Annotated in this window: 10 protein-coding genes and 2 pseudogenes; 5 read left to right on the top strand and 7 right to left on the bottom strand. The window is 63.9% G+C overall.

Translation table 11 applies throughout. The features are described 5' to 3' along the window. Nucleotides 1–8: 8 nt before the first annotated feature. From H156_RS0100485 to H156_RS0100475, 3 genes are read right to left on the bottom strand one after another with little or no spacing between them, the layout of a single operon-like run. Complete coding sequence (locus H156_RS0100485; protein WP_010960136.1) at nucleotides 9–719, bottom strand: phosphorylase family protein; 711 nt, start codon at nucleotides 717–719, stop codon at nucleotides 9–11. After that, complete coding sequence (gene shc, locus H156_RS0100480; RefSeq protein ID WP_017365089.1) at nucleotides 716–2,680, bottom strand: squalene--hopene cyclase; 1,965 nt, start codon at nucleotides 2,678–2,680, stop codon at nucleotides 716–718. The genes H156_RS0100485 and shc overlap by 4 nt, the downstream gene beginning before the upstream one ends. A 31-nt stretch (nucleotides 2,681–2,711) precedes the next feature. Continuing rightward, nucleotides 2,712–3,788, bottom strand: a complete 1,077-nt coding sequence (locus H156_RS0100475; RefSeq protein ID WP_017365090.1) for a phytoene/squalene synthase family protein — start codon at nucleotides 3,786–3,788, stop codon at nucleotides 2,712–2,714. Nucleotides 3,789–4,176: 388 nt separating this feature from the next. Here H156_RS0100475 and hpnH point away from each other — a divergent pair, with 388 nt between their 5' ends. Beyond that, the gene (gene hpnH, locus H156_RS0100470; RefSeq protein WP_010960139.1) at nucleotides 4,177–5,292 is read left to right on the top strand and encodes an adenosyl-hopene transferase HpnH; all 1,116 of its coding nucleotides are present in this window, start codon (nucleotides 4,177–4,179) and stop codon (nucleotides 5,290–5,292) included. A 75-nt stretch (nucleotides 5,293–5,367) separates the two neighbouring features. Here hpnH and H156_RS0100465 read toward each other — a convergent pair whose 3' ends face one another. The 4 genes from H156_RS0100465 to H156_RS0100450 all read right to left on the bottom strand — a co-directional run bounded on the left by H156_RS0100465 (nucleotide 5,368) and on the right by H156_RS0100450 (nucleotide 9,064). Further along, complete coding sequence (locus tag H156_RS0100465; RefSeq protein WP_017365091.1) at nucleotides 5,368–5,883, bottom strand: adenine phosphoribosyltransferase; 516 nt, start codon at nucleotides 5,881–5,883, stop codon at nucleotides 5,368–5,370. Next, nucleotides 5,883–7,802 carry a 1-deoxy-D-xylulose-5-phosphate synthase gene (dxs, locus tag H156_RS0100460; protein WP_017365092.1) on the bottom strand — a complete coding sequence of 640 codons (1,920 nt, stop codon included), beginning with the start codon at nucleotides 7,800–7,802 and terminating at the stop codon, nucleotides 5,883–5,885. Before dxs ends, H156_RS0100465 begins: the two co-directional genes overlap by 1 nt. Before the next feature lie 139 nt (nucleotides 7,803–7,941). Beyond that, nucleotides 7,942–8,844, bottom strand: a complete 903-nt coding sequence (ispA, locus tag H156_RS0100455; protein ID WP_017365093.1) for a (2E,6E)-farnesyl diphosphate synthase — start codon at nucleotides 8,842–8,844, stop codon at nucleotides 7,942–7,944. Continuing rightward, nucleotides 8,834–9,064 carry an exodeoxyribonuclease VII small subunit gene (locus H156_RS0100450; RefSeq protein WP_010960143.1) on the bottom strand — a complete coding sequence of 77 codons (231 nt, stop codon included), beginning with the start codon at nucleotides 9,062–9,064 and terminating at the stop codon, nucleotides 8,834–8,836. The genes ispA and H156_RS0100450 overlap by 11 nt, the downstream gene beginning before the upstream one ends. A gap of 156 nt (nucleotides 9,065–9,220) precedes the next feature. Here H156_RS0100450 and parE point away from each other — a divergent pair, with 156 nt between their 5' ends. The 4 genes and pseudogenes from parE to H156_RS16525 form a co-directional block, all read left to right on the top strand. Further along, complete coding sequence (parE, locus tag H156_RS0100445; protein WP_017365094.1) at nucleotides 9,221–11,107, top strand: DNA topoisomerase IV subunit B; 1,887 nt, start codon at nucleotides 9,221–9,223, stop codon at nucleotides 11,105–11,107. 19 nt (nucleotides 11,108–11,126) lie between these two features. After that, nucleotides 11,127–13,361 (top strand): DNA topoisomerase IV subunit A, encoded by a 2,235-nt coding sequence (gene parC / locus H156_RS0100440; RefSeq protein WP_017365095.1) that lies wholly within the window; start codon nucleotides 11,127–11,129, stop codon nucleotides 13,359–13,361. 7 nt (nucleotides 13,362–13,368) lie between these two features. Next, nucleotides 13,369–13,470, top strand: a pseudogene (locus H156_RS17405) (transposase); the annotation flags it as partial. A gap of 135 nt (nucleotides 13,471–13,605) precedes the next feature. Then, a pseudogene (locus H156_RS16525) lies at nucleotides 13,606–14,028 on the top strand (transposase); the annotation flags it as partial.

Genomic DNA, 14,028 nt, shown 5'->3' with positions numbered 1-14,028 from the left:
TGCTTGAGTCAGAATTTTCCGGGAGCGTGCAAGTGGGGGCCCATTGCGCGAAGGGTCGCTGATGCCGCCTTGAAAGCCATGGCCAAGCGGAGCAAGTCGGGAATGTCCGACGGTCGCCGCGCCAGGTTGTAGACCAGTTTCGGCAGCCGGGTGTCGCCATGCGGGTCGAGCGCGTCGAGCACGCTGCGGGGAATCGCCGTCGCCGCATCGTCGGCGATGGCGCGGATCGCCAGGGCCGGCAATCCCAGTACCGTGGCGGTATGGATCACGGCTCCGCTTTCCATGTCGACGGCTTCGGCGCCGGTGGCGGCCGCCAACGTCCGTTTGGCTTCGCGGCCATGGACGATGCCGCCGCTGGCGGTCATCCGCCCGGTGGACACCCTGCAAGGCAGCGCCTCTGCGTACCGCACCGCTTCCCGATGCCAGCCGGGATGCGCCGGCCACACCGTGCCGTCGACGTTCACGACTTCGGCGGGCAGGATGAGATCACCGGCTTGCAGATGTTCTTCGAGAGCGCCGGCACATCCCCAGCTGACCAGTGCATTGCAGCCGGCTTCCACCAGCCGGCGTGCGGCCTTCGCCGCGTTGTCCGGACCGCTGCCGGACAGGCAGAAATGGAGCGTGTCTCTGACGGCAAGCAGTTTGCCGCGGCGCAGCGGGCGCCGCGTCAGCGTACGGCTTTCGGCCGGCAGGGCGACGACGACACCTATCCGAATCACGCCAGGGCGTAGCGTTCGTTACGGTAACGAGCCAGCGCCCACAGGGGGAAGAATTTGTCGTAGCCGTGATATTTCAGATAGAACACACGGGGGAAACCCGGTGCGGTGAAGCATTCATCGTTCCAGAATCCGTCGGGCCGCTGCTGGCGGAGCAGGTAATCGACGCCGGCCTGGACTTCCGGTGAGCCGGCTTCGCCCGCCGCCATCAGCGCGATCAGGGCGAATCCGGTTTGGAATGCAGTGCTGGTGTGGAAGCGGCCGCGGTACGACGGATCGTGATAGCTGAAGTTGTCTTCCCCCCAGCCGCCATCCTCGCGCTGGATGCTCTTGAGCCACGCCACGGCGCGCCGCACGCTGGGGTCGTCGTTCGGAACACCGGCGGCCTCGTAGGCCAGCAGCACCGACCAGGTGCCGTAGATGTAGTTGGTGCCCCAGCGGCCGAACCAGGAGCCGTCGGCTTCCTGTTCCCGGCGCAGGTAATCGATCGTGCGCTCCAGGACGGGACGCAGCTCCGGTTGCCGGTTCACCCATCTGGCGAGGAACATGGCGCAGCGGGCGCTCACGTCTGCCGTCGGCGGGTCGAGCAGGGCGCCGTGGTCGGCGAAGGGGATGGAATTGAGGTAATAGTACGTGTTGTCGGCGTCGAAGGCGCCGAAGCCGCCGTTGCGGGACTGCATGCCGGCGATCCAGTTGGCCGCCCGCCGCAGGTTGTCGTCGAAGCTGGGATCTTCCGAGCCCAACAGCGCGTGGGCCACGACAGCGCTGTCGTCCACGTCGGGATAATAGTCGTTGCCGAACTGGAACGCCCAGCCACCGCCTTCCAGACCGGCCCGGTTGACCCGCCAGTCACCGGGCGCGTCCTTGTCGATCTGCTTCGAGGCCAGCCACTTGAGGCCCTTGCTGAGAGCCGCGTCGAGCCGGAGGTCCGCGGTATGACGTGCCACTTCCTGCAAGGTGAGGGACGTGAGGGCGGTGTCCCAGATCGGCGAGACGCAGGGCTGGCAGTAGACGCTGTCGCCTTGGAACACCAGCAGCCGGTCGATGGATTCGCGAGCGAGTCGGCGGCGCTCGTCGTCTGGAGGGACGCCGAGGAAATCCAGCGCCTCATAGGCATTGACCATGGCCGGAAATATCGCGCCGAGCCCATCCACGCCATTGAGCCGGGCCGTGAACCAGTCGAAGGCTTTCTGGGTGGCCTTCTTGCGTACGGCTTTGGGAATGAGGGGTTCCAGCATCCGTCCGAACCGCTCCAGCGCGAGGATGGCCTTGCCGAGCGGCGTCTTGACGTGGTCGAAATAATGGCGTTCCTTCTGCGGATCGACCGTGAACAGTTCGCGGACATGGGTCCGGGATGGATTGCGCGCGGTCACTTTATGACTGCACAGAATGAACAGCGGCACCATCACCGTGCGCGACCAGTACGACACCTTGTCCAGATGGAAGGGAAACCACTTCGGCAGCAGCATGATTTCCACCGGGATGAAAGGGATTCCGCGCCACGGAATCTGTTCGAACATGGCGAGCATGATGCGCGTGAAGACGTTGGAGCGGGCGGCGCCGCCCTGGGCAAGAATCCACTCACGGGCTTTCTTCATGTGGGGGGCGTCGATGGAATCGCCCGCCAGCTTGAGGGCGTAATAGACCTTGACGGTGCAGCTGATGTCGCCGGCGCCGCCCCGGAACAGCGGATAGCTGCCGTCGGCGCTCTGGTGGCTGCGCAGATAGTTGGCGATCTTGGCCTGCAGTGCCGCGTCGATTTCATCCATGAAATGCATCATCAGGATGTACTCGGCCGGGATGGTGCAGTCGGCTTCGAGTTCGAACACCCAATAGCCTTCCAGGTGCTGCAGGCTCAGCAGACGGTCCTTGGCCTGCCGGATCGCCGCATCGAGAGGGGACTCGACGTATGAGGCGGTCAGCGGCGGTTCGAGGTTGGATATTGCTGTCGCTTCTCTCAACATGGGCGATGTTTCCTGACGGTTCGGTGCGAATTCAAATGTCGATGGGCCGGGGCTGCAGCACAGCGGCGGGCAGGCCGAGACCGGCGAGCCGGAACGTGGCTTTCAGCAAGGTGTCGCTGCCGCGGGTCAGCCGCGAGGTGACGATCGTCGCCCTGACTGCCTGCCGTGTGATCTTCACCTGGGCGGAATCACTGAAATAGGGGTGACGATGGATCTTGCGCAGCGTGAGCACCGCCATCCCCAGAGCCCAGAGGCAGAATTCGCGGATGCCGGTTTCATGGCGCGGGATCAGCAACGTATATTCCAGCGCATTGCGCAGGTGGGCGTGGGCCACGCCGATCAGTCGCTCGAAGCCGCGGACGAAATCGGGGTTGGCGTGGTGCGGCCGGAGCTCGGTGAGGGAGAAACCGCATTCCGTGAACACCTCCTGCGGCAGCCAGCAGACGCCGCGCGCATGGTCATCCCACAGGTCCTTCAGTATGTTGGTCATCTGCAGTCCCTGTCCGAAGGACACCGCGAGTTCCATCAGCCGCGACCGATGTGCGGCGATTTCCGGGGAATAGTGACAGAACAGCCGAGTCAGCATTTCTCCGACCACGCCGGCGACGTAATAGCAGTAATCGCCCATCTGTCGCAGGTCCTCAAGACCGTGCCGCAGGTCCTTGTCCTGAAACTCGGCCATTCCTCTAGACATCGTGGCCACGCACTCGGCCAGTGCCTCCCGCTGCGGCGCGGCGAAGCCATGGGTGATGCTGATGACGCGCGGAATGGCGGCGATCAGCTCCCGCTCGGCGGCCAGGGTCTGGTCGGAGAGCAGTGGAAAGAGTTCGTCGGTGAGCGGGGCAGCGGGTGCCGTTCCGGCGACGACCCGGGCGAAATGCTCGCAATATCGCCGCTTTTGGGTCGATGTCAGCGCCACCTCGTCTTCGATGGTGTCGACGATACGGCACAGCAGGTAGCCGTTGGATACCGGACGGGCCAAACCTTCCGGCAGCCTCGGGATCGTCAAAGCGAAAGTACGGGATACGCCGTCCAGGAAATGGGCCTGGAATTCGTCGTCCGACAGATGCTCATGTCTGGCGGGCTGTGAGGGGGGTGTTCCGCTCATCTAGGGTAGGCGTCGGTTGCTCGGGCGCGAGTCGGCCACGGGGGCTAACTCCTTGTAAAAGGGATAAAATTCTACAGGTTCGCGGGCTTGAGTCAAGTTCTGTTGTTTTTTTATCAAAGATGAGTTGAGTAATATGCAACTGGATGCTAGCATGCGTTCCCATTCAAGGGAATGCCGCAATCCCCATTTTTGAACAAGAAAAAAGGATTGTTGTTACAATCCGGGCACATTTCCTAGTGCCAGACTAGGAAACCGTCCCCTTGTGATCCCGTCAGGCTGTCTTTTGCGGGCGATGGTTGGGTCGGCATGCCAGGGCTGACATGAAATGGTCGTCGGAGCGGTGGTCTCAACCCGTTCCGTCCTTAGCTGAAGAATCGAGGAGAAACGAATGGGCGTTCCACTGCGTCAACAACTGACCGTCGCGAAGTATCTGCTCAAACAAAAGATTTTCGGTGTCAAGCGTTATCCTCTGGTGTTGATGCTCGAGCCGCTGTTCCGTTGCAACCTGGCCTGCGCCGGCTGCGGGAAAATCGATTATCCGGATGAGATATTGAACCGACGCCTGAGCGTCGAGGAATCACTGCAGGCCGTTGACGAATGCGATGCCCCGATCGTGTCGATCGCAGGGGGAGAGCCGCTGCTTCACAAGGAATTGCCGGAGATCGTGCGCGGCATCATCGCACGCAAGAAATACGTTTATCTCTGCACCAATGCCCTGCTGCTCAAGAAACGGATCGACGATTACGAGCCGTCCCCGTTCCTGACGCTGTCGATCCATCTGGACGGCAACCGTGAGCGGCACGATGCCTCGGTCTGTCAGGCCGGTGTGTTCGACCGGGCCGTCGAAGCCGTCGAGATGGCGATTGCCCGGGGTTTCCGGGTGACCATCAACTGTACCCTGTTTCAGGGGGAGTCGGCCGAGGAGGTGGCCGAGTTCTTGGATCACACCCAGCGTCTGGGGGTCGAGGGGGTGACCATCGCCCCCGGTTTCAGCTACGAGCACGCGCCGCAGCAGAACATTTTCATCCGGATGCGCGACAGCAAGGAGCTGTTCCGCAAGGTGTTCAAGCTGGGCCGCGGCCGCGGCTGGCGTTTGAATCATTCAGGGCTCTATCTCGATTTCCTGGCGGGCAACCAGAGTTATAACTGCACGCCCTGGGGCAACCCGACCCGGAACGTTTTCGGCTGGCAGAAACCGTGCTACCTGCTGGTGGATGAAGGTTACGCGCCTTCCTTCCGCGCCTTGATGGAGGAGACCCCCTGGCACAAGTACGGCAATTCGAAAAATCCGAAATGCGCCAACTGCATGGCGCACTGCGGCTACGAGGCCAGCGCAGTGGAAGACGCCATGCGCCGTCCCTGGAAAGCGGCCTGGGTCGCTTTGTTCGGGCCGAAAACGGAAGGAAGGATGGCGCCCGAGCCGGAGCCGGAATACGAAACCGGCGCGCCCGAAGCGGCGCCCGTCAAGGCGCGTCCGACGATCCGCATCGAGGCCGTCGAGTAATCGGCCCGGTCGGCCGCCCGCAAAAAAAGCCGGCTTCGAAGCCGGCTTTTTTGTATCCGCACGGTTATCGTTGGCTCAGTAATGCAGCAGCGAATGCACGCGCCGGCCGTGCAAGGCCTCCCGGCCTTCGAGGGCGTCCAGCTCGATCACGAAGGCGCAGGCTGCCACTTCGGCGCCGAGGCTCTCCACCAGCGAACAACTGGCGCGGGCGGTGCCGCCGGTCGCCAGGAGGTCGTCGACCATCAGCACCCGGTCGCCCACTCCCAACGCATCCAGATGGACTTCCAGGCGGGCCGAACCGTATTCCAGATCGTAGTCGATGGACTGGACGTTGTAGGGAAGTTTTCCCGGTTTGCGCAGGGGTACGAAGCCGACGCCCAGCTCCCAGGCCGCCAGCGCGCCGAAAATGAATCCCCGGGCTTCCATGCCGGCGACGGCGGTGATGTCTTCGCCTACGAAGGGGTGGACGAGCTGGTGGATGGCCAGCCTCAGCGCCGCCGGATCCTTGACCAGTGGGGTGATGTCCCGGAACAGGATGCCGGGCCTGGGGAAGTCCGGGATGTCCCGAATTTTCGCGCGCAGCCTGTCCATCAGTGTTTGTCCTTGGCCTGGCCGCGGGCCCGCCGTGGTTTGTCTGCGGCAGCCGTGGCCTGGATGAATGCGTCGATCGATCGGGCGATGCCGGCCTGATCGAGGCCGGCGATGGCCAGGAGTTCCTCCCGGGTGCCCTGGTCGAGGAATTCGTCCTTGAGACCGATGTGGCAGACCGGAATGCCGCAGTGCTGGGCGGCGAGGAATTCGCCGACCGCACTGCCGGCACCGCCGGCGATGGCGTTTTCCTCGACGGTCACGATGCGGTCGTGGGTGGCTGCCAGCTCCAGGATAAGCGCCTCATCCAGGGGTTTCACGAAACGCATGTTGGCCACCGTGGCGCCGATCCGCTCGCCGACCGCGAGTGCGGCGGCCAGGGGGGTGCCGAAGGCCAGGATGGCGGTACCCTTGCCGCGGAGGCGCACCTCTCCTTTGCCGACGGGGAAGGCAGTCATCGTTTCTTCCGGCCTGACGCCGGGGCCTCTGCCGCGCGGATAACGCACGGCCGCCGGGCCGTCATGGATGAAGCCGGTATAGAGCATCTGCCTGCATTCGTTTTCATCCGAGGGCGCCATGATCAGCATGTTGGGGATGCAGCGCATGAAGCTCAGATCGAAGCTGCCGGCATGGGTCGGGCCGTCCGGTCCGACCAGGCCGGCGCGGTCGATGGCGAACAGCACCGGCAGGTTCTGCAGGGCGACGTCGTGGATCAACTGGTCATAGGCGCGCTGGAGGAAGGTCGAGTAGATGGCCACCACCGGCTTGTAGCCTTCGCTGGCCTGTCCCGCGGCGAATGTCACGGCATGCTGCTCGGCGATGCCGACGTCGAAATAGCGATCCGGGAAGCGCTGTGAGAATTCCACCAGCCCCGAGCCTTCGCGCATCGCCGGCGTGATGCCCAGCAGCCGCCGGTCGCGCGCCGCCATGTCGCACAGCCACTGGCCGAATACTTCCGTATAGCTCGGCGTTCCCGGCTTGGACTTGGGCAGTTCGTCGGCGTCGAGGTCGAAGGCGCCGACGCCGTGGTAGGCCACGGGATCCTTCTCCGCGGGTGCGTAACCCTTGCCTTTGCGGGTGACGATGTGCAGGAAGCGGGGGCCTTTCTGATCCCGCAGGTTACGCAAGGTCGTGATCAAGGTGTCCAGATCATGACCGTCGATCGGGCCGAAATAATTGAAGCCCAGTTCTTCGAACAGCGTTCCCGGCGCCACCATGCCTTTGACGTGTTCTTCGGCGCGCCGCGCCAGCTCCCAAACGCCGGGCATGTGGCGGCCCAGGAGATGCTTGCCGCTTTCACGCACCGAGGAGTAGAACTTCCCGCTCAATATCTTCGCCAGGTAGTTGTTGAGCGCGCCGACGTTGGGTGAGATCGACATCTCGTTGTCGTTGAGGATGATCAGGAGGTTCGCATCCAGCGTGCCGGCATGGTTGAGTGCTTCGAAGGCCATGCCCCCCGTGAGGCCGCCATCGCCGATGATCGCCACCGCATGGATGGGGCGCCGTTCCAGCGCGGCTGCGACGGCCATGCCGAGGGCCGCGCTGATCGAGGTGCTCGAATGGCCGACGCCGAAGCAGTCGTAAGGGCTCTCGGCCCGATTGGGGAAGGCCGACAATCCCCCCTTCTTGCGGATGGTCGGCAGGCGGGCGCGCCGCCCGGTCAGGATCTTGTGCGGATAGGCCTGATGGCCGACGTCCCAGACCAGCTTGTCTTCGGGGGTGTTGAAGACGTAATGCAGGGCGATGGTCAGCTCCACCGTCCCGAGTCCCGCGGCCAGGTGCCCGCCCGACCGGCTCACGCTTTCCAGGAGATAGCCCCGCAGTTCTTCGGCGAGCTCAGGCAGCCTGTCTTCCGGCAGGTTGCGCAGTGCGGCGGGATGGTCTGCCGCTTCGAGAAGGGCATATCTTTTGGTTTCGGTCATGTAATCGCGTTCCAGGTTGCTCGGTCCGGCCGGAGACTTCGGTTGTCCAGACTTAATTAAGTAAAGTGGGTTACTCGGAAATTATGTAACTGCGACCCTCTCCTTATCAAGGAAAGCCCAAGGAAAGCGCGGCTCGCCGCTAGCTCTGCCGCTGGATGATGAAGCGGGCGAGTTCTCGCAGCAGATCGGCTTCGGGGCCGAAGCCGGCCAGGCTTTCCAGGGCTGCCTCGTGCATTTCTTCCGCTTTTTCTTTGGCGCCGCTCAGCCCCAGCAAGGCCGGGTAGTTGGGCTTGTTGTGGTCGCGGTCCTTGCCTTGAGTTTTTCCCAAGGTCTGGGTGTCGCTCTCTTCGTCGAGGATGTCATCCTGGATCTGGAAAGCGAGGCCGATGCACTTGGCGTAGTGGTCCAGGCGGTCGAATTGTTCAGCCGGCAGACCGGGACGGGCCAGGCAGGCCAGCCGCACGCTGGCACGGATCAGGGCGCCGGTCTTGCGGATATGCATGTTCTCCAGCCCCGGCAGGTCCAGCTTCTTACCCACCGAAGCCAGGTCGATCGCCTGGCCGCCGACCATGCCGGCGGGGCCGCTGGCTTTTGCCAGGGTTTCGATCATGGCGATGCGGTTTTCCGCCGGCACGGCGATGCTGGGATCCTGGGCGAGGACGTGGAAGGCCAGGGCCTGCAGGCCGTCTCCCGCGAGTATCGCGGTGGCCTCGTCATAGGCTTTGTGGCAGGTCGGTTTGCCTCGGCGCAGGTCGTCGTCGTCCATCGCCGGCAGATCGTCATGAATCAGCGAATAGACATGGATGAATTCAACCGCGCAGGCGGGGCCGTCGAGCAGGTCCGCCGCCACGCCGATGGTCTGGCCGGTGGCGTAGGTGAGCAGGGGGCGCATGCGCTTGCCGCCACCCAGCACCGAGTAGCGCATGGCTTGATGGAGCCGCTCCGGCATGCGGTCGGCGGCCGGCAGGCGTGCATCCAGGGCTCGTTCCACCCGCTCCTGGCTGGACCGCATGAAATCGCTCAGAGATCGTTCAGGGTTCATCACGAAAAGGCTTCAAAGTGGGTAAACTGTTTTCCTCTAGCAGGATCTGGACCTTTTGTTCGGCATCCTGCAGCGATTTTTGGCAGGTCCGCGTGAGCTCGATGCCCCGCTCGAACAGTTTCAGGGACTCCTCCAGCGGCAGGTTGCCTTGTTCCATGCGTTCCACCAGCTGCTCCAGCTCGGTGAGGGCTTCTTCAAAGCTTGGCGGTTTGCGGGCCATGGCAGGTCTGCGCGGTAGTCGAAACTGAGGGAAGCCGGTTTTGCGTCGCGGCCGAACACGGCATTATCTCAAACTTGCCAAGTTGATTAAAATGCGCCGCGGTTCGCGACGGCCGCCTCGTCTCTCTCCACCCTGTCCGTATCGCCATCTCACCCCATGAACGAAGTTTACGATGCCTCAGCCATCGAAGTCCTGAGCGGCCTGGATCCGGTCCGCCGCCGGCCAGGCATGTACACCGACACCACCCGCCCCGACCATCTCGCCCAGGAGGTCATCGACAATGCAGTGGATGAGGCGCTGGCCGGTTTCGCCCGCCTCATCGAGATCCGGCTCCTGGCCGACGGCGGCCTGGAAGTGCGGGACGATGGCCGTGGCATGCCGGTGGACATCCATCCCGAACTTGGCGTGTCCGGCGTCGAGGTGATCCTGACCAGGCTTCATGCCGGCGGCAAATTCTCCCGGAAGGCTTATCGCTATTCCGGCGGCCTGCACGGCGTCGGCGTCTCTGTGGTCAATGCGCTGTCGCTGCGGCTGGAGGTCGAAGTGCGACGTGACGGGAAAGTCCATGCCATCGCTTTCGAAAAGGGCGAAAAGGTGGAGGATCTCACCGAGACCGGCACGACGCCCAGGCGCGCAACCGGTACGACGGTGCGGTTCTGGCCGGAGGCACATTATTTCGACAATGCCCGGTTTTCCCGCTCGCGTCTCAAACATCTGCTGCGCGCCAAGGCTGTGTTGTGTCCAGGGCTGGAAATCCGGATGACCGACGATGCCAGCGGCGAAACCGAAACCTGGTGTTATCGGAATGGTCTGCCGCAGTACCTGCTGGACCAGTTGCAGGGATGCGCCTGCATTCCGGATGAGCCGTTCACCGGCGCGATGGAGGGTCGGCAGGAGGCGGTGGAGTGGGCCGTGCTCTGGTGTCCGGAAGGCGCGGCGCCGGTGGCCGAGAGTTACGTCAACCTGGTGCCGACGGTGCAGGGCGGTACCCACGTCAACGGCCTACGCACGGGACTGACCGAGGCGGTGCGGGAATTCTGCGAGTACCGGAATCTGTTGCCGCGCGGCCTCAAGATCGTGCCGGACGACGTCTGGGAACGCTGCAATCACGTCCTCTCGGTAAAGATGCAGGAGCCGCAGTTCGCCGGCCAGACCAAGGAGCGGCTGAATTCGCGCGAATGCGCCTCCTTCGTCTCGGGCGTGGTGAAGGATGCTTTCAGCCTGTGGCTGAACCAGCATCCCGCGGTCGGCGAGCGCATCGCCGAGCTGGTGATCGAAAGCGCCCAGAAGCGGTTGCGGGCCGCCCGCCGGGTCACCCGCAAGAAGGTCAGCAGCGGGCCGGCGCTGCCCGGCAAGCTGGCCGATTGCGCGGCACAGGATGTCAGCCGCACCGAACTGTTCCTGGTCGAGGGCGATTCCGCCGGCGGTTCGGCCAAGCAGGCGCGCGACAAGGATTTCCAGGCCGTCATGCCCTTGCGCGGCAAGATCCTGAACACCTGGGAAGTGGAATCCGGCGCTATCCTCGCATCGCAGGAGGTGCATGACATCAGCCTGGCCATCGGCGTCGATCCCGGTGCCACCGATTTGAGTGGCCTGCGCTACGGCAAAATCTGTGTGCTGGCCGATGCCGATTCCGACGGCAACCACATCGCCACCCTGCTGTGCGCCCTGTTCCTGCGCCATTTCCGCGCCCTGGTCAAGGCCGGCCACGTGTTCATCGCCATGCCGCCCTTGTACCGCATCGACGTCGGCAAGCAGGTGTATTACGCGCTGGACGAGGCCGAAAAAAAGGGCGTGCTGGATCGTATCGAGGCCGAGAAGATCAAGGGTAAGGTCAATGTGCTGCGCTTCAAGGGCCTGGGCGAGATGAACCCCGTCCAGCTGCGCGAAACCACCATGAATCCCGACACCCGGCGGCTGGTGCAGTTGTCGCTGGACGACGCCGCTGCGACCGATGAGCGCCTCGACATGCTGTTGGCCAAGCGGCGGGCAGGGGACCGTCGCGTCTGGCTGGAGGAAAAGGGCAATCTCGCCGACATCTGACCCTTGGCAAGCATCCACCATGAACGAAGTCGCGAATTACGAGCGCATTCCCTTACGGGATTTCACCGAGAAGGCGTACCTCGATTACGCCATGTACGTCATCCTGGACCGCGCCCTGCCGCACATCGCCGACGGCCTCAAGCCGGTACAGCGGCGCATCGTCTACGCCATGTCCGAACTGGGCCTGTCGGCGCAGTCCAAGCCCAAGAAATCCGCCCGCACCGTAGGCGATGTGCTGGGCAAGTACCACCCGCACGGCGATTCGGCCTGTTATGAAGCCATGGTGCTGATGGCGCAGCCCTTCTCCTACCGTTACCCGCTGATCGACGGCCAGGGCAACTGGGGTTCGCCCGACGACCCCAAGTCGTTCGCGGCGATGCGCTACACCGAGGCGAGGCTGACGCCCTATGCGCAGTCGCTGTTGTCCGAGCTGGATCTGGGCACCGTGGACTGGGTGCCGAATTTCGACGGCACGCTGGAAGAACCGCAGCTCCTCCCGGCCCGCCTCCCCAATCTCCTGCTCAACGGCGCCACCGGCATCGCCGTCGGCATGGCGACGGACATTCCGCCCCACAATCTGCGGGAGGTGGTCGAGGCCTGCATCCTCCTCATCGATCGGCCCGAAGCCACGGTCGAGGAACTGTGCGGCTGCATCCGCGGTCCCGATTTCCCCAACGAGGCCGAACTCATCACGCCGCGGGAGGAGCTGCTGAAGCTGTACCAGACCGGCAGCGGTGCGGTGCGTTTGCGCGCCCGCTACGAGCTGGAGGACGGCAACATCGTCGTCACCGCGCTGCCTTACCAGGTGTCCGGCGCCAAGCTGATGGAACAGATCGCCGCGCAGATGCAGGCCAAGAAGCTGCCGCTGGTGGAGGACCTGCGCGACGAATCCGACCACGAGAACCCGACCCGGCTGGTCATCATGCCCAAATCCCGGCGGGTCGAGGTCGAACCCTTGATGTCACACCTGTTCGCCACCACCGACCTGGAGCGCTCCTACCGCGTCAATCTCAACATCATCGGCCTGAACGGCCGGCCGCAGGTCAAGAATCTGCGCGAGATCCTGACGGAATGGCTGAGCTTCCGCACCGAGACCGTCCGTCGCCGCCTCCAGCATCGTCTGGACAAGGTGCTGGCGCGGCTGCACATCCTGGAAGGGCTGCTGCTCGCCTTCCTCGACATCGATGAAGTCATCGCCATCATCCGCGGCGAAGACGAACCCAAGCCGGTGCTGATGACGCGTTTCGGCCTCACCGATCTGCAGGCCGAGGCGATCCTGGAACTCAGGCTGCGCCATCTGGCCCGGCTGGAGGAAATCAAAATCCGCGGTGAACAGGAGGCGCTCGAACAGGAGCGCGCCCGGCTCGAAAAAACCCTGGGTTCCCGGGCGGAACTCGATGCCCTGATCAAGCAGGAACTGCGGCAGGACGCCGAGAAATTCGGCGACGCCCGCCGCTCGCCCATCGTCGCCCGCCAGGCATCCCAGGCCCTGGACACCACCGCCCTGATCGCCAGCGAGCCGGTCACCATCGTCCTTTCGGAGAAGGGCTGGATACGCTCGGCCAAGGGCCACGAAGTCGATCCCGCGACCCTGAGCTACCGCGCCGGCGACGGCTTCCTGTGCGCCGCACTGGGCCGCTCCACCCAGCCCGCCTATTTCCTCGATTCCACCGGGCGCAGTTACAGCCTGGCCGTGCACGACCTGCCCTCCGCCCGCGGCCAGGGCGAGCCGCTGACCGGCCGCCTCAACCCGCCGCCGGGCGCCATCTTCGTCGCCGTGCTGGCAGGCTCGGAGGAAGACTGGTATCTGCTGGCCACCGACGGCGGCTACGGTTTCCTGGTCCAGCTCGGTGAACTGGGATCGAAAAACCGCTCCGGCAAGACGCTGCTGACCGTGCCCGATCACGCCAAGGTCATGCCCCCGCTGCGTGTCGCGAACCCCGATGGCGACCGCCTGGCCTTCGTTTCGGCGCAAGGGAGGCTGCTGGTCTACCCGGCGGAGGAAATACCCCGCCTCAACAAAGGCAAAGGCAGCAAGCTGATCCAGATCACCCCGGCCGACCTCGAAGCGCGCCAGGACTACCTCGTCGCCATGGCCGCCTTGCCCGCCGGCGCGGCGCTGCGCGCCACCGCCGGCAAGCGCACCCTCACACTGCAGCCAGCTGACCTGGATCATTACCGGGGGTCGAGAGGGCGGCGCGGCAATCCGCTGCCACGGGGATTTCAGCGGGTGGAGCGGCTGGAGACGGTATAAGCGGAATCTGCCGGGCGAAGAACCGCTCCGGCGTTTCCTGCTGCATGTGCTGCCCAAGGGCTTCATGCGCATCCGCCACTTCGGCTGGCTCGCCAACCGCTGCCGTGCCGGGCGACGATCGACGCCGCACCACGAGAAGAGGCTGCCGAGGATCGGCAAGCGCCTGCGCCCTTCGACGACGGTAATCCCTCCGGCCAATGAAGGGGTTCAGAAGTAGAATTTTCTCGTTAATGGGGAGTTCTGCATGAAGAAGTCGAAGTTTTCGGACAGCCAGATCATCGAGGCGCTGAAGCGGGTTGAAGCTGGGCTGCCGGTGCCGGCGTCGTGCCGGGAATTGGGGATCAGCACGGCGACGTTTTACAAGTGGCGAGCGAAGCATGGCGGCCTGGACGTGTCGATGATGGCCCGGATGAAGGAACTGGAAGCCGAGAATGCCCGGCTGAAGAAGATGTACGCGGACGAGCGCCTGAAGGCCGGCATTCTTCAGGAGGCGATTTCAAAAAAGTGGTGAGGCCATCTCACCTCCGTGAGATGGCCAAGCGTGCTGTCAGCGGGCACAGGGTGTCAATCCGCCTTGCCTGCGCGACATTTCAGGTCAGCGGAACCTGTTATCGGTACAGCGCCAAGCGCAATGCCGAGAACGAAGAAATCGCCGACTGGCTGCTGC

The sequence above is a fragment of the Methylococcus capsulatus str. Texas = ATCC 19069 genome, from assembly GCF_000424685.1.
Taxonomy (GTDB): Bacteria; Pseudomonadota; Gammaproteobacteria; order Methylococcales; family Methylococcaceae; genus Methylococcus; species Methylococcus capsulatus.
This window is presented reverse-complemented; position numbering and strand designations above follow the sequence as displayed.